15 protein-coding genes and 1 rRNA gene are annotated in these 18,352 nt (G+C 74.4%); 2 read left to right on the top strand and 14 right to left on the bottom strand.

The annotated features are described in order from the left end of the window. The first annotated feature begins 590 nt into the window (after window positions 1-590). Complete coding sequence (locus tag ACIG5E_RS36105) at window positions 591-992, top strand: hypothetical protein (RefSeq protein WP_396540959.1); 402 nt, start codon at window positions 591-593, stop codon at window positions 990-992. Window positions 993-1,890: 898 nt separating this feature from the next. Here ACIG5E_RS36105 and ACIG5E_RS36100 read toward each other — a convergent pair. The 8 genes from ACIG5E_RS36100 to ACIG5E_RS36065 all read right to left on the bottom strand — a co-directional run bounded on the left by ACIG5E_RS36100 (window position 1,891) and on the right by ACIG5E_RS36065 (window position 11,835). Continuing rightward, window positions 1,891-2,049, bottom strand: a complete 159-nt coding sequence (locus ACIG5E_RS36100; protein WP_167344961.1) for a DUF6760 family protein — start codon at window positions 2,047-2,049, stop codon at window positions 1,891-1,893. Further along, window positions 2,046-2,549, bottom strand: a complete 504-nt coding sequence (locus ACIG5E_RS36095; RefSeq protein WP_396540957.1) for a hypothetical protein — start codon at window positions 2,547-2,549, stop codon at window positions 2,046-2,048. Before ACIG5E_RS36095 ends, ACIG5E_RS36100 begins: the two co-directional genes overlap by 4 nt. After that, window positions 2,546-2,986 carry a phage tail protein gene (locus ACIG5E_RS36090; RefSeq protein WP_030290301.1) on the bottom strand — a complete coding sequence of 147 codons (441 nt, stop codon included), beginning with the start codon at window positions 2,984-2,986 and terminating at the stop codon, window positions 2,546-2,548. Before ACIG5E_RS36090 ends, ACIG5E_RS36095 begins: the two co-directional genes overlap by 4 nt. A gap of 45 nt (window positions 2,987-3,031) precedes the next feature. Continuing rightward, window positions 3,032-4,582, bottom strand: coding sequence for a phage tail sheath family protein (locus ACIG5E_RS36085; RefSeq protein WP_396540955.1), 1,551 nt, complete (start codon window positions 4,580-4,582; stop codon window positions 3,032-3,034). A gap of 273 nt (window positions 4,583-4,855) precedes the next feature. Then, the gene (locus tag ACIG5E_RS36080) at window positions 4,856-7,012 is read right to left on the bottom strand and encodes an ATP-binding protein (RefSeq protein ID WP_396540953.1); all 2,157 of its coding nucleotides are present in this window, start codon (window positions 7,010-7,012) and stop codon (window positions 4,856-4,858) included. After that, a complete protein-coding gene (locus ACIG5E_RS36075; RefSeq protein WP_396540951.1) occupies window positions 7,009-7,707 on the bottom strand; it encodes a DUF4255 domain-containing protein in 699 nt (232 codons plus the stop codon). The genes ACIG5E_RS36080 and ACIG5E_RS36075 overlap by 4 nt, the downstream gene beginning before the upstream one ends. Next, window positions 7,704-10,937: a hypothetical protein gene (locus ACIG5E_RS36070; RefSeq protein WP_396540949.1), complete on the bottom strand. Its 3,234-nt coding sequence runs from the start codon at window positions 10,935-10,937 to the stop codon at window positions 7,704-7,706. Before ACIG5E_RS36070 ends, ACIG5E_RS36075 begins: the two co-directional genes overlap by 4 nt. Before the next feature lie 157 nt (window positions 10,938-11,094). Continuing rightward, complete coding sequence (locus ACIG5E_RS36065; protein ID WP_396540947.1) at window positions 11,095-11,835, bottom strand: LuxR C-terminal-related transcriptional regulator; 741 nt, start codon at window positions 11,833-11,835, stop codon at window positions 11,095-11,097. A gap of 133 nt (window positions 11,836-11,968) precedes the next feature. Between ACIG5E_RS36065 and ACIG5E_RS36060 the strand changes: the two genes are divergently transcribed. Beyond that, window positions 11,969-13,375 carry a hydrolytic protein gene (locus tag ACIG5E_RS36060; protein ID WP_396540945.1) on the top strand — a complete coding sequence of 469 codons (1,407 nt, stop codon included), beginning with the start codon at window positions 11,969-11,971 and terminating at the stop codon, window positions 13,373-13,375. Window positions 13,376-13,847: 472 nt separating this feature from the next. On the opposite strand, the gene ACIG5E_RS36055 is transcribed toward ACIG5E_RS36060, so the two are convergent. The 6 genes from ACIG5E_RS36055 to rrf form a co-directional block, all read right to left on the bottom strand. Then, the gene (locus tag ACIG5E_RS36055; protein ID WP_396540943.1) at window positions 13,848-14,414 is read right to left on the bottom strand and encodes a hypothetical protein; all 567 of its coding nucleotides are present in this window, start codon (window positions 14,412-14,414) and stop codon (window positions 13,848-13,850) included. Continuing rightward, window positions 14,411-15,811 carry a hypothetical protein gene (locus tag ACIG5E_RS36050; protein WP_396540941.1) on the bottom strand — a complete coding sequence of 467 codons (1,401 nt, stop codon included), beginning with the start codon at window positions 15,809-15,811 and terminating at the stop codon, window positions 14,411-14,413. The genes ACIG5E_RS36055 and ACIG5E_RS36050 overlap by 4 nt, the downstream gene beginning before the upstream one ends. Beyond that, window positions 15,808-16,620, bottom strand: a complete 813-nt coding sequence (locus ACIG5E_RS36045; protein ID WP_396540939.1) for an ABC transporter ATP-binding protein — start codon at window positions 16,618-16,620, stop codon at window positions 15,808-15,810. Before ACIG5E_RS36045 ends, ACIG5E_RS36050 begins: the two co-directional genes overlap by 4 nt. A 92-nt stretch (window positions 16,621-16,712) precedes the next feature. Beyond that, window positions 16,713-17,540, bottom strand: coding sequence for a zf-HC2 domain-containing protein (locus ACIG5E_RS36040; RefSeq protein WP_396540937.1), 828 nt, complete (start codon window positions 17,538-17,540; stop codon window positions 16,713-16,715). Next, entirely contained in the window at window positions 17,537-18,040 is a 504-nt protein-coding gene (locus ACIG5E_RS36035; RefSeq protein WP_396540987.1) for an RNA polymerase sigma factor, read from the bottom strand. The genes ACIG5E_RS36040 and ACIG5E_RS36035 overlap by 4 nt, the downstream gene beginning before the upstream one ends. A 232-nt stretch (window positions 18,041-18,272) precedes the next feature. After that, window positions 18,273-18,352 (bottom strand): 5S ribosomal RNA (gene rrf / locus ACIG5E_RS36030); the annotation flags it as partial.

Below are 18,352 nucleotides of genomic sequence, written 5' to 3'. Positions count from 1 at the left end.
CCAGGCCGCCGACGGCGGGGCGCGCGAGAACCGTCACCGGGGCCATCGGGCCGTCGGCGTTTCCAATCGGCCCCGGCAGGCGACCCTCCCGCCCCGAGCCGCTGGTGGTCTGCGGCGCGGCAGGGCCGGTCTGCTCCGTAGGTGGCCCACCATGTCTCGCCGGTGGCACCGAAGTCGAGTCCACCGAGCCGGTGCCGGGGCGGCGGGTGGCGCGCTGTACGCGTGGCCCTTCGCCGACCGGGGGCACGCTCTGCTCCGCCGGGCCGCCGACGTTTCGGCCCGCTGTGCCACCCGCCGTCGGGCTCATGACACGCCGGACCGGTCGGCGTCCGCCGAGCATCGGAGCAGTGCCGCCGGGCGCTGCCGCCGACGGCGGCAGCGCATCGAGCGGCGCGCCCAGACCCCCACGCGTGCGGGCCGGGGCAGGCGACGGCGGGGTACCCGGGGCAGTACCGGCGGCCTCGGAGGACGTGCGCTGAACAGGCAGGCCGCCGACGGGCCCACGCTCGGGGCGGGGTGCCGGCTGCCATGGGCGGTCGGGCCCACTCGCTTCGGGACCGGCGGACTCCGCGGCAGCACGGACGACGGGCATGGCCGGCGCATCCGGGAGGCGCTCCGTGGTCTGGGCATCGGCGGCACCGGCGGCGGCCAAGGGTGAGGCGCTCGCGGGCAACGCGGTCAATGGCGCGCCGAGGACCGGACGGGTAGCTGCTTCAGCGCCCGTCGCGGCGGCACGCTGGACCACCCCTTCCACCGACCCGGCCCGCGCGGGACCGGCGGCCTCGCCGCTCACCAACGGGCTTGTCCTGTCGGCCGGTTCATCCGTCGCGGCCACCGGCGGCGATGAGTCGGCGCCCGGCCTCGGCGGCTCGGCGCCGAGATCGTTCGCCCTGCCCGGCCCCGGGACGGCCGCCACCGGGCGCACGGGCAACAACTTTGGGCGTCGCGCCACGGTCAGCGGTCCGCTGACGGAGCGGGGCCGCACGGAATGACTTTGGGCCCGGCCCACCGCGCCTCTCCGACGCGGGGACTCCGCGATCACACCCGGCGCCGCAGTTCCGGGCGCCCGCGTACCGGCCTCAGACGCGGCAGGAACCGGCGCGGCAGACCCCGGCGCGGCAGGCGCCGGCGAACCGGGCACCTGCGCACCAGACTTCGGCGCAGCAGGCACCGGCGCAGCAGGCACCTGCGCACCAGACTTCGAGGCAGCGGGCCTCGGCGCAGCAGGCACCTGCGCACCAGACTTCGAGGCAGCGGGCCTCGGCGCATCGGACGTCAACGGCTCAGGCTGCGCCGGGCCTCGCACCGCAGCACCGGGTGCCGCCGCACCGCTCTCCACCCCGGCCTGCCGTACGCCCCCGCCCGCCCGCGCCGCACGCGGCGCCAAGCGCACGGGCAGCCGCCGTACCCGGTCGGCCCGTTGGACCGGCAGCACCTGCCGCCGCTCCCCCACCCCTTCCGCGCCCGCCCCTTCCGGACCCGCCGCTTCGCCCACGCCGACCGGGAGGACCAGCTCGTCCCCACCCCCGACGACCGCAGCCGGACGACCCGGCGCCGCCACCGCCCGCAGGATGCCCACCGGCGCGGACGGCAGCACCGCATGGCCGAGCGGACCGCACAGCGAGGGGTCCTGCCAGGAGGCGAGCCGGGAGCGGAACTTCAGGCCGTCGCTGACCCCGTTCCCCGCCCCGGTCAGGGTCGGGACGAGCGGCGTCACCGCACGCCATCCCCCGTCCCCGACCGCCGGCCGCCGCCGGGCCGCCGGAGGCGCGGATTCGCCCGCACCGCCGGTCCCGCCGGACGACTGCGCCCTGTCAGAACCGGCACCGCCGGAACCGGCACCACCGTCCCGACGCCGCCGCGCGATCCAGTCCCGCACCCCCACCCCGCTCACCCTCCCTCGTTGACACGGGAGTTGATGCGCGCGATCTCGCGCACCCACTGTCCGCGTTCACGGTGGGTCAGGTCGAGGAGGTCCTCGCGCGGCCAGTGGAAGTGGTAGGCGATGTACGCGATCTCCTCGTACAGCCGAGCAGGCGCGTACGTCACGATTCCCCCAGGCGCCCACCGGCGAGGTCGACCTCGAAGGCGCCGTCGCAGTGCGGGCAGGTCACGGCGGCGCGCGTGTGGCCTTCGCTGTTGATCCGCTGGTAGAGGTCCTGGAGGAACGCGACGTCGGTGGCGTACATCCGCTCGACGATCCCGGCGTGCACGTCGGTGACGTCGCCCAGCCTGGTGATGACGTGGCTGAGCAGCACCACGCTGAGGTAGGCCGGGTTCTCCTTGACCCGCAGGTCGATCTGCGGCATCAGCTCGTCCCGGGCGGTGGCCAGTCGCATGGTGCCCTGGCGGTGCACGGTGCCCTCGTCGTCGACGTAGCCCAGGGGCAGTTCGAACTCGAACTCGGTGTGCGGCGCCCGCCCCCGGGGCGTAGCCGGTCCGGGCTGCGGCGCGGCGCCCGGCCGGCCCGGGGCCGGGACCGTACCCGGCTCCGGGCCCTGGGCCGGAGCCCGTTCCAGCAGCTCGTCCAGGCCGATCTTCCGCCTCATTCGACGCTGATCTCCTCGAACACGATGGTCACGGTCTCCGTCGCGGCGCTGGACTCGCCCGCGCTGAGCGTGGGGCCCTCCCAGCGGCTTGCCCAGGCGTTGGTCAGCTGGATGCGCCGCAGGGTGGCGCCGGTGGTGTCCTTGACCTCGATGGTGAGGTTCTGCCGCGCGGTGTTGATCGCCCCGTTGTTGAGGGTCTCCTTGATCCAGTCCGTGAACGCGCCGCTCTTGTCCAGGCCGCGGGTGATGGTCACCTCGCCGGGCAGCCGGGCGCCGGGCTGCTTGCGGACGATCAGCTTGCCCTCTTGGGTCACCTGCTTGTACTCGACGACGTCCTGCTCGACCGTCAGGTTGCTGATCTCCTTGACGGACTCGACGTTGTAGCCGCCGAGTTGGACGCCGAATATGTGTGTGGAGAGCGGATCGCCTTCAGCCATGGCGTGCTGTCACCTTCCGATGCGTTGGGTGCCGACGGGGCCGGGTCACTCGTTGACGAGGCTCGTGCTGTCGGAGAACTGGGCCAGCCGGAACACCACGAACTCGGCCGGCTTCACCGGGGCGACGCCGATCTCGCAGATCACCTGGCCGAGGTCGATGGACTCCGGCGGGTTGTTGTCGCGGTCGCACTTGACGTAGAAGGCCTCGGCCGCGGTCTGGCCGAACAGCGCCCCGCGCCGCCACTCCTCGGTGAGGAAGGCGGTGATGTTCCGGCGGATGCTGGACCACAGCCGGTCGTCGTTGGGTTCGAAGACCACCCACTGGGTCCCCAGGAGGATCGATTCCTCCAGGTAGTTGAAGAGCCGGCGCACGTTCAGGTAGCGCCACGCGGGGTCGGAGGAGAGGGTGCGCGCGCCCCAGATCCGGATGCCGCGCCCGGGGAACGCCCGGACGCAGTTGACGCCGATCGGGTTCAGCAGGTCCTGCTCGCCCTTGCTGAGCCGGAGCTCCAGGTCGACCGCGCCGCGGATGACCTCGTTGGCGGGCGCCTTGTGCACGCCGCGTTCGGCGTCGCTGCGCGCCCACACCCCGGCGACGTGCCCGCTCGGCGGGACCAGCACGTTGCGGCCGCTGGCCGGGTCGAACACCTTGATCCACGGGTAGTAGAGGGCGGCGTAGCGGGAGTCGAAGCCCGCCTCCTCGTTGCGCCAGGTGCGCATCCGCTGGGCGTTCAGGCCGGGCGGCGGGTCGAGGACGGCGATCCGGTCGCCCATCTGCTCGCAGTGCGACATGACGGCCAGCTGGACGGTGCGCAGGCCTTCGTCGTCGAGGTCGCCGCGCTGGTAGGCGCTCATCAGGTCGGGCACCGCGACCATGGTGATCTCGTCGATCGCCTCCAGGCCCGAGAAGCCGGTCCGGGCGGCGGCGTCGCCGACGTACTCGGCGGGGTCGAGCCGGGTGGCGGGGGCCGCGACCGGCCCCGGCGCGACGGCGGGGGCGGCGGCGAGCACGTGGGTCTGCCGCTCGGGGCGGCTGGGCGCGGTGCCGGGCTGTTCGGCGACCGCGATCAGCTTGGACTCGCGCAGCTGGGTGACGACGTACCCCTTGGTGTTCTTCCGGGTCGAGACGTCGTAGCTCTCCACGACCTCGGCGCCCCGGCGGACCAGCAGCCGGAACCGGTCCTCGGGGACGTTCTCGCCCTCCGGGTCGGCGATCTCGACGGACACCTCGCCGCCCGCTCCGGGCAGGGCCGAGATCAGGAAGCCCGCGACCGCGACCGGCGGGGCCGCGGCGACGGCGGGGGCCGGGGCGGCGCCGGGGGCCTGTCGGGCCGGGTCGCCGATCCGGACGACGTACGCGGAGCCGCCGCCGTTGGCGAAGAAGCCGTACACCGCGTGCGCCAGGTAGGTGCCCTCGGTGAACCCGCCGAACCGCTGGACGTACTGGTCCCAGTTGGTCACCAGCGTGGGCTCGTGGAAGGGACCGGATCCGGAGAAGCCGACGAAGGCGGCGACGGCGGTGCCGACCCCTTCGATCGGCCGGGCACCGGACTGGACCTCCTCCACGTACACGCCCGGGGTGAGGTACGACGGCATACGCGCTCCTTCGGCTGGCCAGTCAGTTCGCCGGTCATTCGCGGGTCGATCGCGGTCGATCGCGGTCATTCACGGGTCGATCGCGGATCGTTCGCTGATCGCTCGCTGATCACTCGCCCCCGAGTCTGCGGTCCGGGCGCCGTCCGGACCATGCCCCGAGGTCCCCGACCGGGGGCAGCACCGGTTGCCCCCGGCGGGCAGCCCGACGGGTCCTCACAGACGCCCCGGAGGGCCCGACCGCCCCGGGCGTCGCCGCGCGCACCCGGCTCGCCGTCAGCCGAGCCCGGTGTCCCCGAGGACGCCCAGCCACGGCCCGAACTCGCTCTCCAGCACCAGCCGCCCGAGCTTGCGGTACTCCCCGACCACCGCGGCGACCAGCTGCGCCATGCCCAGCGGGGCACCCGTGCCGGCGGCCAGGTAGGCCGCGGAGACCGCGCAGGCCCGGATGGAGCCGCCGGTGAGCTCGAAGTGCCGGGCGCAGAAGTCCAGGTCGAGGTCGTCGGCGCGGGGCAGCCGCGGCCCCAGGCAGCGGTCCCACAGCAGCCGCCGCTGCGCCTGGTCGGGCAGCGGGAACTCGGCGATGACGTCCAGGCGCCGGGTGAAGGCCTCGTCGAGGTTGGCGCGCAGGTTGGTGGTCAGCACCGCGATCCCGTCGAAGGACTCCATCCGCTGGAGCAGGTAGGCCGTCTCCACGTTGGCGTGGCGGTCGTGGGCGTCCTTGACCTGCGAGCGCTTCCCGAACAGCGCGTCCGCCTCGTCGAACAGGAGAACCGCGTTGACCTGGGCGGCCTCGGTGAAGACGCGGTCCAGGTTCTTCTCGGTCTCGCCGATGTACTTGTCCACCACGGTGGAGAGGTCGACGACGTACAGCTCCATGCCGAGCTCGGCGGCGACCACCTCGGCGGACATCGTCTTGCCGGTACCGGACTCCCCCGCGAACAGGGCGATCACCCCGTTGCCCCGCCCGCCGCCCGGCCGCATCCGCCACTGCCCGAGCACCCGGTCGCGGTGCCGGGCCCGCAGCACGAGCTCGCGCAGCCGCCCGGCGGTGGGGGCGGGCAGCACCAGGTCGGCCCAGCCGACGGCGGGCTCGATCCGGCGGGCGAGCCGGGCCAGGCCTGCGGCGTTCTGCGCCCGTACGGCGGCCCGCAGGTCCTCGGCGCGCACCGGGCGGCGCTCGGCGGCCGCCGTCCGGGCCGCCACCGCGGCGGCCCGCTCCAGTTTCTCCCGGTCCAGCCGGTACGCGGCCACCGCCCCGGCCAGTTCCTCCGTCAGCTCCTGGCTCGGCGGCGCCCCGCCCGCGGCCAGCGCGCGGGCCCACTGCCCGGCCCGGTCGCGCGCGTCCGGCGGGGGGACGGTCACCACCACGGGGCTCTCCCGGGCCCAGGCCGGGTCCCACACCTGCGGGCCGTGCACCACCAGCGGGACGGGCCCCAGCTGCGCGCACAGTTCGCGCAACAGGGCCGCCCGCTCGGGCCGTTCGAGTTCGAGCCGGTCCAGCGGTCCGAGCACCACCCCGCCCCCGCCCAGCCGGGCCTCACGGGCGAGCACCCGCACGGTGGCCGTCGACGGGTGGGCGGCGGCCAGCGCGGCGGCGTCGACGACCAGGGGCGGCCGGCCGTCGGCCGCGAGGGCGGCCACCGCGAGCGGACCGGCCTGCCCGCCCCGGTCCAGCAGGTACACCGGCCCGCCGGCCGCCGCGGCAGCGGCCACGGCTGCGCTCAGCCGGTCGACGGGTTGCGCGTCGGCTCCGGTGTGCGGATCGGCGCGGCGGGCCAGCCCGGCGAGCGCGTCGTCCGGCTCGTCGTCGCCGAGCAGATGGGCCGTCACCCGGTCCGGCACGCGCAGGGTGCGGGAGAGCAGCGGGCGCTCCGGCTCGGCGATCTCCAGCAGGCCTCCGGCGATCAGGGGGGCGCGGGCGGAGAACCTGAAGCGCCCGGCGCCCGCCCCCGGCAGTCCGCACAGTTCGAGGGCCAGCGCGACGGTGGCCCGGCGGCGGGTCAGGTCGTCGTTGAGGTAGCCGTAGAGCTGCTCGAAGCGGGTGTCGAGGTCGGGGGCGAGGGCCACCAGCAGCAGGTCGAGGTCCACCGGGAGCAGGCCGAAGCCGGCGCCGAGCCCGGCCAGCCGGGAGCCGGGCGGCGGGGCGGACGCCGACCCCTCCGCCGCGCCGTCCGCCGCGTCGTCCATCGCACCGTCCATCGCGCCGTCCACCGCGCCTGCGAAGCCCGTCGCGGCGGAGGACGCCAGGATCCGCTCCACCGCCTCCGGGCCGAGGTACTGGCCCCGGTACGGGTCGTCCGGGTCCGGGTCGTCGGCCCGGCGCTCGCGCACCGCCGCCCGGACCCGCTGCTCGACCCGGTGCAGCCGTTCCCACAGGTGGTCGCGGACGGCCGGCGCGCCGTTGACCGCCTGTCCGAGGTCGAGGCTCATCGCGCCCCGCCCCGGGTCCTGCGGCCCGGCGGCAGTGCGCGCTCCCTGGGCGCGGCGAAGCCGTCCGGCCCGGGGTCCCCGGCGCCGTGGTAGCGCAGCTGGCGGCCTCCGGACTCGCTCTCCCGGGTGGTGTCCCGGGCCTGCACCACCAGCCCCTCGGTGACCGGCGGCCCGGCCGGGCTGAGCCCGCCGGCCAGCGGGGCGAGCACCCTGAGGTCGATCGACGGCCGCAGCTCCCCGCCCAGCGCGGACCAGACATCGGACACCGACGGCAGGCCGGTGTCGCGCCCGGCGATGTCCAGCCCGACGGTCAGCCCGAGCCGGGCGAGCGACCCGGTGAGCACCCGGGCGGGCAGTGCGTCCACGGCGGTCAGGCACTGCAACACCTCGGCCAGCAGGCGGTGTTCGTCCTGGGGGCGGTTGGTCCAGACGGTCACCAGGTAGCCCAGCTCGAACCAGCGGGGCGCGGGCCGGTGACCGACCACCACGCCGTCCTCGTCGTGCTCGGCGACGGCCCCGGCCTGCCGACGGGTCGTCTCCTCGCGGATCCCGTAGAGGAACACGCTGACCGTCGGCGCGGTACGCCGGGCCGCGAGATCCCGGGTCGGCGCGTCGAACACCACCTCGACCCCGCGTTCCGGCAGCCCGGCCTCGGCGAGCACCAGCCGCAGCGCCTCGTCCACCTCATGGATCACCGCCGCTCCACCTCCCCCGGCGGGCCGATGCTGCCCTCCACCACCAGGAACGGGGTGGTGACCGGCGAGAATCCCGGGCCGTCGGCCGTGATGGTCCGCGGGCCGGTCTCGTCCTTGGGGAGGATCAGCAGCTGGCCCGCGAAGGTCCCGTCGGCCCTCGGGTAGGTGGGGGCCGCGGCGGCGGTGATGCCGGGCTGCCAGGTGAAGCGGACGGGCGCGCCGGGCGGGAAGTCCGTGCCGCGGACGGAGGTCACGAAGCCGGGCTTGCCGATCGGCGGCACGGCGACGATGCGGGGCTGCAGGATGCGCAGCGGGGTGCTCGCCCGGTGCGGGCCCGGGGTGGCGTCGGTGCCGGTGGTGGTCAGCTCCGCGGTGATGGTGGTGTCCAGGGCCGCGACGGGTGACAGCACCACCCGGACTACCTGGCTGCCGCCGGGGGCCAGGTCGGCGAGTTGGCAGCTCCCGTCCCGGCAGCCCGGTGGCAGCGCCTCGGTGGGCACTCCGGCGGGCAGGCCGAGGGTCAGGCGCAGCCCGGTCGCCAGGGCCTGGCCGGTGTTGCGCACGGTGTAGCTGACGGTCACGTGGCCGCCCACGTAGCCGGGGTTCGGCTGGGCGTCGACCGCCACGCCGGGGCCGGCCTGCGGCGGCGGTGCGGGGGCGGGTGCCGGGGGCGGCGGCACGGGAGTGGGCGAGGTGGTCGGGGTGGGCGTCGGGCTCGGGCTAGGACTCGGCGAGGCGGTCGGCGAAGGCGTCGGCGTCGGCGTAGGAGTGGGCGTGGGCGCGTCCAGCACCGGCAGGATCGTCTCGGCCGAGCCGTTCTCCGGGTTCGGGTCGACGACCGTCCCGGTGACGCTCCAGCCGAACGGCTGGTCGCCGGCCCGGGTGCCGATCAGGCGGCCGGTCACCCGGACCTGCGCCCCCGGCGCCAGGGTGCCGAGCTCGCAGCGCAGCGCCGCCGCGTCGCACTGCCCGACCGGGCTGGTCAGCTCGCCGAGCCGGGCGCCGGTCGGCACCGAGGCCGTGAGGACGGTGCCGGGCGAGGGCGCGGGGCCCTTGTTGGTGACGATGATCGTCACGTCGGTGCCGCCGTCGACGGGGACGGCCGGGGTCCGGGGCGGTGCGCTCAGCGTCAGGTGGACGGACTGCTGGACGGCCGGCTCCTTCTGGCGTCCCGGCAGCCGCCAGTCGAGCGCGGTGAGCTTGGCGGTGGCGAAGTCGTAGATCTTGAGCCCCTCGGGTGCGTTCGGCGGCGCGGCGCGCCGGGAGGTGAGCACCAGCTGCCCGCCGTTGGCCGTCCAGGCGACGTCGCGGGGTTGGAAGGGGCCGGTGGAGCGGTCGGGCAGGGGCCGGGTGCAGGCGCCGGCGCCGAGCCCGGCGGGCAGGACCACCGTGCAGTCCTGGCCGGTCGGGGTGGTGACCACGACGCCGTCCTGCCGGTTGTTCCCGCCGTCACCGGCTTTGCGGTTGAAGGCGATCCGACGGCCGTCGGGCGCGAAGGCGGGGCTGTCGTCGATGACGTTGCAACTGCCCGGACAGGCCGTGCGGCTCAGGTCGTTCTGCCGGGTGAGGTCGTCGGCGGGCACGGTCCAGATGTGCTTGTTGCCGGGGTTGCCGTTGATCACGGCGGTCCGGGCGAAGGCGATGAGCTTGCCGTCGGGGGACCAGAAGGGCTCGCCGTCCGCGGCCCCGGGCTGGTCGGCCGGGGGCTGGACGGTGCCGACGATCGCGCCCGTGGACACCTGGGCGATCACGATCCGGCCCGGGCGGGCTGGTTCCTGCCCGCTGCCCGGGGTGCTGCGGCTGAACACGATCAGCTTGCCGTCCGGGGAGAGCGAGGGGTCGGTGTCCCGGTCGGTCGGGCCGCGCCCGGCGAGGTTCATCGGGTGCGGGTTGGAGCCGTCGGCGTCGGCCAGCCAGATCCGTTGGATCCGGCCGGTGGGCGAGTCCTCGTAGCGGGTGACCACGATCTGTCGGCCGTCGGGGGTGTAAGCCTGCCGCTCGTACCAGGGGTCGTAACCGGGGCGGGGGTGGAAGAGCGGGTCGGCGGCCGGGTCGGGGTTGGTGTTGGTGTCGGCGGCCGGGTCCTCCGTGAGCACGGCGACGCCGAGGTCGCGCGGGTCGGCGCCGTCGGGGCGGATGTCCTGGAGGTCGGCGACGTTGGCGGCGGAGGCGCTGGTCTGCTCCACCACCGGCCCGCCCCCGTTCTGGGGGCCGAGCCAGGTCGGTGTGGCGATCAACCGGTTGCTGCTGTAGAGGAGTTGGGGGTCGGTGCAGTCGCAGGTCGGCGCACGGTAGAGGTTCACCACCGGTGGCTGCGGCGGGTCGGCCTGCTGGAGTTGCGCCTTGGGGGTGAGCCGGTCGGCGCTGAGGAAGAGCACTCCGCTGCCGTCGGCCATCCAAGAGGCGGAGCCGGTCTTCCAGGTGGAGCCGGTGCCGGGGAAGAACGCCTTGTCGCCGCCGGTCGGCGAGGTGAGCATCAGGGTGCGGCCCTTGTCGCCCTGGTCCCAGGTGTAGACGATCTGGTTGCGGTGCGCGTCGTCGTTCTGCGGGTTCCAGGTCGGGTCGACGGCGTCCCCGTTGGTCACGTTGGTGACCTTGACGGGCGCGCCGCCGGTGAACGGCCGCAGGTAGATCTGGATGTGCCCCGGCTCGCCGGTGCAGGCGTAGGCGACCCACCGGCCGTCGGGCGAGACGGTCGGGTGGGTCTCGTCGGCGGTGCCGTCGGTGAGTCGGCGCAGTCCGGTGCCGTCCCGGTCGACCGCCCACAGGACGTGCTGGGAGGTGCCGTCCTTCCTGGGTTCCAGGGCCTCGAAGACGACGCCCTTGCCGTCCGGGGCGAGCGCGGGGTGGGCGGTGTCCATGCCGGTGGTGAGGCGGCGCAGCGAACCGGCGGCGTCGCGCAGGTACACCTGGGGCAGCGGGCCGTCCCGCAGGCTGGTGAAGACCAGTTCGTCGCCGCGGGCCGAGGGGTCCTGGTCGAAGTGGACCGGGCCGGGCCCGAACAGCGGGGCACTGGTGTCCGCGCCGGTCACCCGGCCGAGGCCGCGGTGGTTCGTGCCGGCGTAGACGATCCGCCCGCCGGCCGGGTCCTCGGCGGCGGCGGCCGGGCCGCCCTGGCCGCCGGGGGCGGAGCCCAGGGTCAGCACGGCCGCTGCCAGCGCGAGCAGCACCGCGACGGCGGCCCGGGCCGGCCGCCGGATGGAGCGGGGAGTGCCGGTGGCGGCGGTCACGCGCGACCTCACAGGGTGGCAGGGGCGGTCTCCCGGCAGTCTCACCGGCTCGGGTGCCCGGGAACAGGGCCCAGGCACCCGAGCCGGGGGTAACGACCGGTGCCCCAAAGGGCAGGCCGCCACGTTCCTGCGCGGGCCCTGCGGCCGGCCGTCCGTCTCAGATCAGCCCGCGCCGCATGGCGTACCCCACCGCGTGCGCCCGGTTGCGCAGCCCCAGCCGCGTGATGATCTCGTGCAGCACGTTCTTGACGGTGCGCTCGGAGTACGAGGTCTTGGCGGCGATCTCACTCGTGTCGAAGCCCTCGGCGACGAGCCGGAGCATCTCCGCCTCCCGGGCCGTCAGGGTCGACAGGGTCAGGCCCCGCCCGTCGAGCATGGTCCGCTGGAGCATCCCGATCCGGTCGAGCAGTTCACCGAGCAGGTCCCCCGGCATCACGCCCTCGCCGTTGGCCAGGGCGGTGATGAGGTGCACCAGCCGGTCCTGGTCGGCCTCCGAGCGGCGCAGCACGGCGGCGACCCCGCACTCGACGATCGTCTGCAGCCCGCCGGCCTCGAACTGCCCCACCACCAGGCCGATCCGGCCCGAGGTGGCGAGCCGCAACTTGCGCAGGTGCTCGGCCACCGCCTCGGTCAGGGCGTCGACTACCAGCAGGGAGACCTCCGCCCGGCCCGCCTCGCTCTCGCTCAGCAGTTCCACCTCGGGCCGCTGGCGCAGCTGTTGGACCACGCCGGTCTGCAGGATGAGGTCCTCGGCGTACACCGCCACGGGTATCTGGCCCGGCCTGCGCGCCTGGACCGGGACGCGCGGGGCGGCCGGCCGGGTGCTGCCGGAACGTTGCGCCATCGGGCTCCGGTGGGTGGTGACAGCTTCGCCACGGGGTGTTTCGGTCGACGTCATCGAGCTCTCCATTCTCCAGGGGACCTGCGGCAGTGCCGGGCAGGGTCGGTCGGTCCGCACGGGCAAGGGGTGTGCCCACGGCTTGCCCGTACGGCCCTCTCCGCGGACGGTCCGCCGGTCCTACCGTCACGCCATGACCACATCCGCCGAACTCGGCCTGCCCGCGCTGACGGTGGCGCCCGGTGGCGTGGCCACCACGACGCTGACGGTGCGCAACGACCTCGACATCGTGGAGGCGTACACGCTGGAGGTGGTCGGCGACTGCGCCGCGTGGACGACGGTCGAGCCGGCCCGGGTCTCGCTCTACCCGGGGACGTCCGAGACGGTGACGGTACGCCTCGCTCCACCCCGTTCGCCCGCCGCCCGGGCCGGTGAGTTCCCGCTCGGCATCCGGGTCCTGCCGACCGAGCACCCCGAGCTGGTGACGGTTCCGGAGACCACCGTCACCGTGACGCCGTTCCACGAGCTGCAGGCCGCCCTCGCGCCCCGGCGCCGCCGCGGCTGGCTGCGCGGCCGCTACCGGGCGTCGGTGCGCAATCTCGGCAACGCCCCCGGCACCGTGGTCCTCACGCCCGGGCAGGCCGGCGAGGAGCTGCGGTTCCGGGTGACCCCGGAACGGCTGCGCCTCGAACCCGGCGAGTCCGGCGAGCTGCGGCTGCAGGCGCGTGCCCGCAAGCTGATCTGGTTCGGCAAACCGGCCTCCTGGCCGTTCGAGGTCACGGTGGGCCCGGAGCAGGCGGCCACCGCCAAGGACACCAACGGCGAGACTGCGGCCGCCGGGAGCACGGAGAGCAAGGGTTCCGATGGCAAGGGCGGGCCCGCCCCGGCCGAAGCCCTCGCGGTCGTTCAACGGCCGGTGCTCGACGGCGAGTTCATCCAACTGCCGATCTTCCCCAAGTGGCTGCTCGCCCTCCTCGCGGCGCTGCTCGCGCTGCTGCTGGCCTGGTTCGCCCTGGTCCGCCCGGCGGTGCGCAGCTCCGCGAAGCAGGCCGCCGAGCAGGCCGTCGCCCAACAGAGCGCCACCCCGGCTCCGAGCGCCGCCGCACCCGGCGGCGCATCCACGGCTCCCGGCGGCAACCCCGGCGGCAACCCCGGCGGCCAGGGCAAGCCGGGTGCCGGCCAGCCGAGCTCCGGCGGGCGCGCCACCGGTCCGGGCCTGGCGGAGCCCGGAACCGGACGGCAGAGCTCCGCCACCGTCGACGTGCAGACCGCGAACAGCGCCTCGTCCACCGGCAGTTACCAGGTCCCGCACGGCAAGGTGTTCGACATCACGGACATCGTGGTCGCCAACTTCCAGGGCGACCAGGGGCTGTTGACCATCACGGCCGGCAAGCAGACGATCACCACCATCGCCTTGGAGACCTTCCGCAACCAGGACTACCACTGGGTGACTCCCATCCAGGTCCCCGAGGACCAGGCAGTGACGGCGACCGTGACCTGCGAGTCACCGGGCACTCCGGCCTCGGGCAAGCAGGCGGCCACCTGCCACGAACTCCTCAACGTCAGCGGGGCATTGAGCGACATCAGGCAGGGAAACTGAACCGGTGCACAAGGCGTTCCTCCCCTCCCCCGGCAACCGGACCGGAAAGGTGCACCGGCCGCCCCGACGATGTCAACGGGCCCCTTCCGTCGGACCCGACCCGCTCGTCTCCGCGATCTCCCCCTTCCGTATCTCCTCTCACGCCCCGTGACCATGTCAACACCCGCTGGACACCATGACCGGTTCGCGCACCAACCTACAACCCGCCCGAACCGCACCCGCACCGCCCAGCTGCCCTTCCGGGGAAGTCCGACGGGCCCTCCCGGGGCAAGCGGACTGCCCCCGCAGACGCCGATGTCTGCCCCGACGCACTGCTGACGCCCGCTCAGTACAGAAGTAGCTTTGCGCTGTTCCCGCGCCAAAGGCGCCGCCGGGGCCCTATACGCACCGAATCGCCACAAGGAGGAAGGAACCCGACCTCGTGCGCAGGCACCAGCGGGACCGGCGAACCGACCCGGCCGTCCGGTGCTCGCTACCTTCTCGGTCCCGCCGTGGCGTACACCCCGGTGCCGATCGCCAACAGGCCCCACGCCATCGCGTCGGACACCGCCGTGCCGGCCGGAAAGAGCATCCAGCTCAGCACCTCTCCCGCCGTACCGCGCGGTATCGGGATGAGGAGCGTGACGGCGATCCAGCCGGTCGGCAGGGTCCAGGCGAACTGCGCCCCGCACAGTGCCGCGCCGAGCGCGGCCAGCCCGACCAGGCCCGCGCTGTCCCGGAGGACGACCTCGGCGGGGGCGAGCTCCGCACCCGCCGCCCGGACGGTCAGCAGCGCCGCACCGGCGAAGGCGCCGATCAGCAGCACGTGCGCCGCCCGGCGGGGCACCCAGCGGATCGCGGCCGTCCGCTCCAACGTGACGTCCCGTCCGCCGAGCCCGACCGAGCCGGCCGCCACGTTCGCGGTGAGCACCAGCACCGCCATCCCCAAGTCCACCGGGCCCGGGCGGTTGAGGGCCCACACCGTCAGTGTGACGAGCACGACCGCGGCGGCCGACGCGGGCACCTGCCGTGAACGGGCGTAGAGAACCAGCCACCTCATCGCGACTCCTCCCCCGCCAGCGCCCGAAGCGGGTAGTGCCCCTCGCAGGACAGGGCGGCGGCGCGCAGCCCGGCGATCCGCGAGTGCTGCTCGGCCGGTGTCAGCGTCATCAGCTTCTCCCAGGCGGCGTCGGCGTCCGCCCAGATCTTGAGCGAGTACGAGTCGCTGCCCCTCTCCTCCATCGGCCGGAGCGCGGAGTCATGGAGGGCCCAGCTCGCGGCGATGCTCTGGGCGGCGACGTCGCCGCTCCCCCCACCCTCCCGGTCGCTGTTCCCATAGCAGTTCGGTGCCAGCCCCTGGGCGATCAGCGCGCGGGTCAGTGCCTCCCCCGTCGCGTCGATGAGCATCCGTTCGTTGAAGTCGACCAGCACCACGTCCCCGGAGAGATCGCGTTCGTCGCCGAGCGCGCGCAGCGTGGTGTCCTCCCGCACCGCGTTCGGTGCCTTGTCGCCCAGGACGTCGTGCAGCACCCGCAACGCCTCCTTGCCGCGCAGGGCGAGCTCGGGCAGGCGTGCGCGGTTCGCCCGCGTCACGCACACCGGTCCGTCGCAGACCAGGGCCGCGGCGGCCCGGTCGACGACGTAGGTGTCGCGCGGGGCGGACGGGAGGACCAGCAGGGCCAGGGCCGCGCCGGACAGGACTGGGATCACCGCGAGCAACCGGCCCCGGCGAGTCACCGCCGACAGCAGGGCGAAGCCGGTGGCCGTCATGCCGAGCAGCCAGAGCGTCTGGCCGAGGTGCACGGAGCCGGAAAGGGTCAGCAGCCACTCCCGCGGCTCCGGTGTCGCCGGGGACAGCAGGGCGAGCCGGTTCGGCGCGACGCTCGACGGCAGCGCCCCGTCACTGTTCTGCTGCCCGAGGAGGTCCGTCAGCAGGAGGAAGAGCATCACCAGGGCCGGCGGGGTGAGCACCGAGGGCAGGGTCCGCGCGACGCCCATGCCGAACACGGCCCCGGCGACCAGGGCCAGCACCGCCACCAGCGAGATCGGCAGCCAGCCGAGGGGCGTGTAGGTGGTCCGGCCGAGGGCCACCTGGACCCCTCCCACCGCGACCAGCAGGCCGAAGCCCGCCGCCAGCGCGAGCGCCAGCGCACCGGCCGGCACCGCCGCGCGGCGCCAGGCCGGCAGCGGTGTGGTCACCAGCAGCTCGGCCGTCCGCGAGCGGGGGTCGCGCAGCCCGTACACCGCCGCCATGCCGACCACGAGCGGCCACCAGACGGCCAGCAGGTACCGGGTCCACATGGCCATCGAAGTCCACTGGGCCGTCCAGCCCGCCGTGCCCTTCCACCAGATCCCGTCGATCAGGCAGAGGACCGCCAGGCTGCCGGCCAGGACGAGCACGCCCGCCCACGGCGCGACGGACCGCCTCAGCTCGATGCGCAGCACACGCCCGTTCACCAGTTGCCTCCCGGCCGGCCGGAGTCGCGCAGCAGAGCCGAGTAGCCACGCTCCAGCGGGCTGTCGCCCGGGTGCTCGGGGCCACCCGCCGCGGCCAGGTCGTCCGGAGTGCCCTGGAAGACCAGCCGCCCGTCGGCGAAGAGCACCACGTCGGAGCAGGCCGCCGCGACGTCCTCGACCAGATGGGTGGAGACCACCACGCAGGTGTCGCGGCCCAGTTCCTGCAGCAGCTCGCGGAACCGCAGCCGCTGCGCCGGGTCCAGGCCCGCCGTCGGCTCGTCCAGCAGCAGCACCGCGGGGTCGTTGACGATCGCCTGGGCGATGCCGGCCCGTCGCACCATGCCGCCGGACAGGGTCTTCATCCGGTGGTCGGCGCGGTCCGCCAGGCCCACCCGTTCCACGGCCCGCTGGACGGCCCCGGGCACGGCCGCCTTCGGCACCTCCTTCAGCCAGGCCATGTACTCGACGAACTCACGCACCGTGAAGCGCTTGTAGTAGCCGAAGTCCTGCGGCAGGTAGCCGATCCGGCGGCGCAGCGCCCGGTGGTCGCCGCCCAGCCCACCCACGGCGGTGCCGAGCAGCTCCAGTTCGCCCCCGGCCGGACGCAGCACCGTCGCCAGCGCCCGGATCAGGGTGGTCTTGCCCGCTCCGTTGGGCCCCAGGAGGCCGTGGGTGCCGATGCCGAGGGAAAGGTCGAGCCCGTCGACGGCCAGTTTCTTCCGTCCGACCCGTACTCTCAGGCCGCTGGCCCGGATCTCCCAGGCGTAGGTCTTCGGCGCGGTGTCGGCCGCGCTCGTCGTGGGCGCCATGCGGTGGTTCCTTTCGAGGGGTCGATGGTCTTTCACAGGCGGTTTCACAGCTGGTTTCACAGCTCGTTTCACGGCTGGTTTCACGACTGGTTTCACGGCATCGAGTACGCATTCCTGCGGGCGAACACGGCGGCGGCTCCGAGCACGAGCAGCAGCCCCCACCCGGGCAGCCGGTCCGGCTGCAGGAGGAACTGCAGGGCGAGGGGGACGCGTCCGGTGACCTCCGCGGGCACCACGACGGCCACGCCCCAGGCGATCACCAGCCCGACGGCGGCGCGGGTCACGCCGACCACGCTGCCCAGCGCCAGGGCGGTGGCGGTGAAGGCCAGCGAGGGCAGCAGCCACTGCGCGGCCATCATGCTCCCGGTCAGCCAACCCGCCAGCAGGAGCCCGGGCAGGACCACGGCGAGCACCGCTGCGGTGCGCCGCAGGAGCACCGGCAGGCCGGCCCGGGCGGTCGAGGCCGTCAGTTCGTACGCCGGGTCCAGGCCGCGCGACCACGCCGCCGCGACACCGAACAGCGGCAGCACGGGCGCGACCAGCACCACGGGCGAGGCGTTGCCGAGGACCGCCGTCGGTGCGACCGCGCCCAGCAGCAGCGCCAGCAGGGTGACGGCGACGGTCATGGCCAGCCACGGGCCCATGGCCGGCGTCAGCCAGGTCGACCACCCCCTTGGGCGGTACCACCGCGAGGCCGCCCTGACCGCCGTGTCCAACTGCGGCTCCAGGCCGGCCCGGACCGTGTCGAGGAGAGCGGCGACATCGGGCGCCTCGGTGGCCACGGAAGCCGCCAGTCGGCTCCGGCACGGTGCACACGTCTCAAGATGGGCTTCCAGCGCCCACACCGTGTCCGCGGCCATCGTCACGTCACCGCGCGCGTAGTCGTCGATCAACCGCCTCGACGCGTGTTCCCCGGTCATGCCAGCGCCTCCCGCATCGCGATCCGGGCCCGCCGGGCACGGGTCTTGACCGTGCCTTCGGGCAGTCTGAGCAGAACGGCCGTCTCCCGGACGGAAAGCCCGTCAAGCACCATGGCCTGCAGTACGTCTCGAAGCTCCGGCGCCAGTCGCCGCAGCGCGTCGCCGACCTCGCCGCCGACCGTCCCGGCGAGCGCCTCATCCTCCGCCGCGGGCACGACGGCCCGCTCGGCGGCGGCGACCGGCGGCTCGGCGTGGTGGGCCCGACGCCGGAACGCGTCGACCAGGCGGCGCGCCGCGATCGTCCACAGCCATCCGACGGCCGTCCCGCCGACCGCGCTCCCGGCAAACGCACCGGCCGCGCGCCACACCGCCAAATAGGTCTCCTGCATGACCTCGGCGACGATCTGCTCGTCGGCACAGCGGCGGCGCAACCGCACCGCCAGCCACGGCGACGTGCGGCGGTACAACTCGTCGAACGCCCCGCGGTCACCTCTGGCCACCAGCCGGAGGAGGCGCTCCTCGTCCAACTCGTCCAGTGCTCTCCTGCGTGATCTCACACCAGCCAGACGCCGGAATCGGCGCGCAGGTTCTGCATCTGCTGTGACCTGGGTCACGGGTCGGGGGCCTCGCGCTGCTCATCGGCGCGAGAAAACGCGAAGCGAGAAAACGCAAACGCGAGAAAACGCGAAAAGGCCCCACCCGGAAACCGGGTGAGGCCTTTTCTGAATGATTGTTCGGCGGCGTCCTACTCTCCCACAGGGTCCCCCCTGCAGTACCATCGGCGCTGTGAGGCTTAGCTTCCGGGTTCGGAA

The sequence above is a fragment of the Kitasatospora sp. NPDC053057 genome, from assembly GCF_044546945.1.
Taxonomy (GTDB): Bacteria; Actinomycetota; Actinomycetes; order Streptomycetales; family Streptomycetaceae; genus Kitasatospora.
The sequence above is the reverse complement of the archived record's forward strand: the minus strand, read 5'-3'. Positions and strand labels throughout refer to the sequence as shown.

What these genes read in the sequence shown, in the direction of transcription:
- ACIG5E_RS36065 (WP_396540947.1), bottom strand. Translation starts at nt 11,835, where the DNA reads ATGACGTCGACCGAAACACCCCGTGGCGAAGCTGTCACCACCCACCGG.
- ACIG5E_RS36055 (WP_396540943.1), bottom strand. Translation starts at nt 14,414, where the DNA reads ATGAGGTGGCTGGTTCTCTACGCCCGTTCACGGCAGGTGCCCGCGTCG.
- ACIG5E_RS36105 (WP_396540959.1), top strand. Translation starts at nt 591, where the DNA reads ATGGCCGGCGCATCCGGGAGGCGCTCCGTGGTCTGGGCATCGGCGGCA.
- ACIG5E_RS36090 (WP_030290301.1), bottom strand. Translation starts at nt 2,986, where the DNA reads ATGGCTGAAGGCGATCCGCTCTCCACACACATATTCGGCGTCCAACTC.
- ACIG5E_RS36080 (WP_396540953.1), bottom strand. Translation starts at nt 7,012, where the DNA reads ATGAGCCTCGACCTCGGACAGGCGGTCAACGGCGCGCCGGCCGTCCGC.
- ACIG5E_RS36085 (WP_396540955.1), bottom strand. Translation starts at nt 4,582, where the DNA reads ATGCCGTCGTACCTCACCCCGGGCGTGTACGTGGAGGAGGTCCAGTCC.
- ACIG5E_RS36040 (WP_396540937.1), bottom strand. Translation starts at nt 17,540, where the DNA reads ATGACCGGGGAACACGCGTCGAGGCGGTTGATCGACGACTACGCGCGC.
- ACIG5E_RS36045 (WP_396540939.1), bottom strand. Translation starts at nt 16,620, where the DNA reads ATGGCGCCCACGACGAGCGCGGCCGACACCGCGCCGAAGACCTACGCC.
- ACIG5E_RS36060 (WP_396540945.1), top strand. Translation starts at nt 11,969, where the DNA reads ATGACCACATCCGCCGAACTCGGCCTGCCCGCGCTGACGGTGGCGCCC.
- ACIG5E_RS36095 (WP_396540957.1), bottom strand. Translation starts at nt 2,549, where the DNA reads ATGAGGCGGAAGATCGGCCTGGACGAGCTGCTGGAACGGGCTCCGGCC.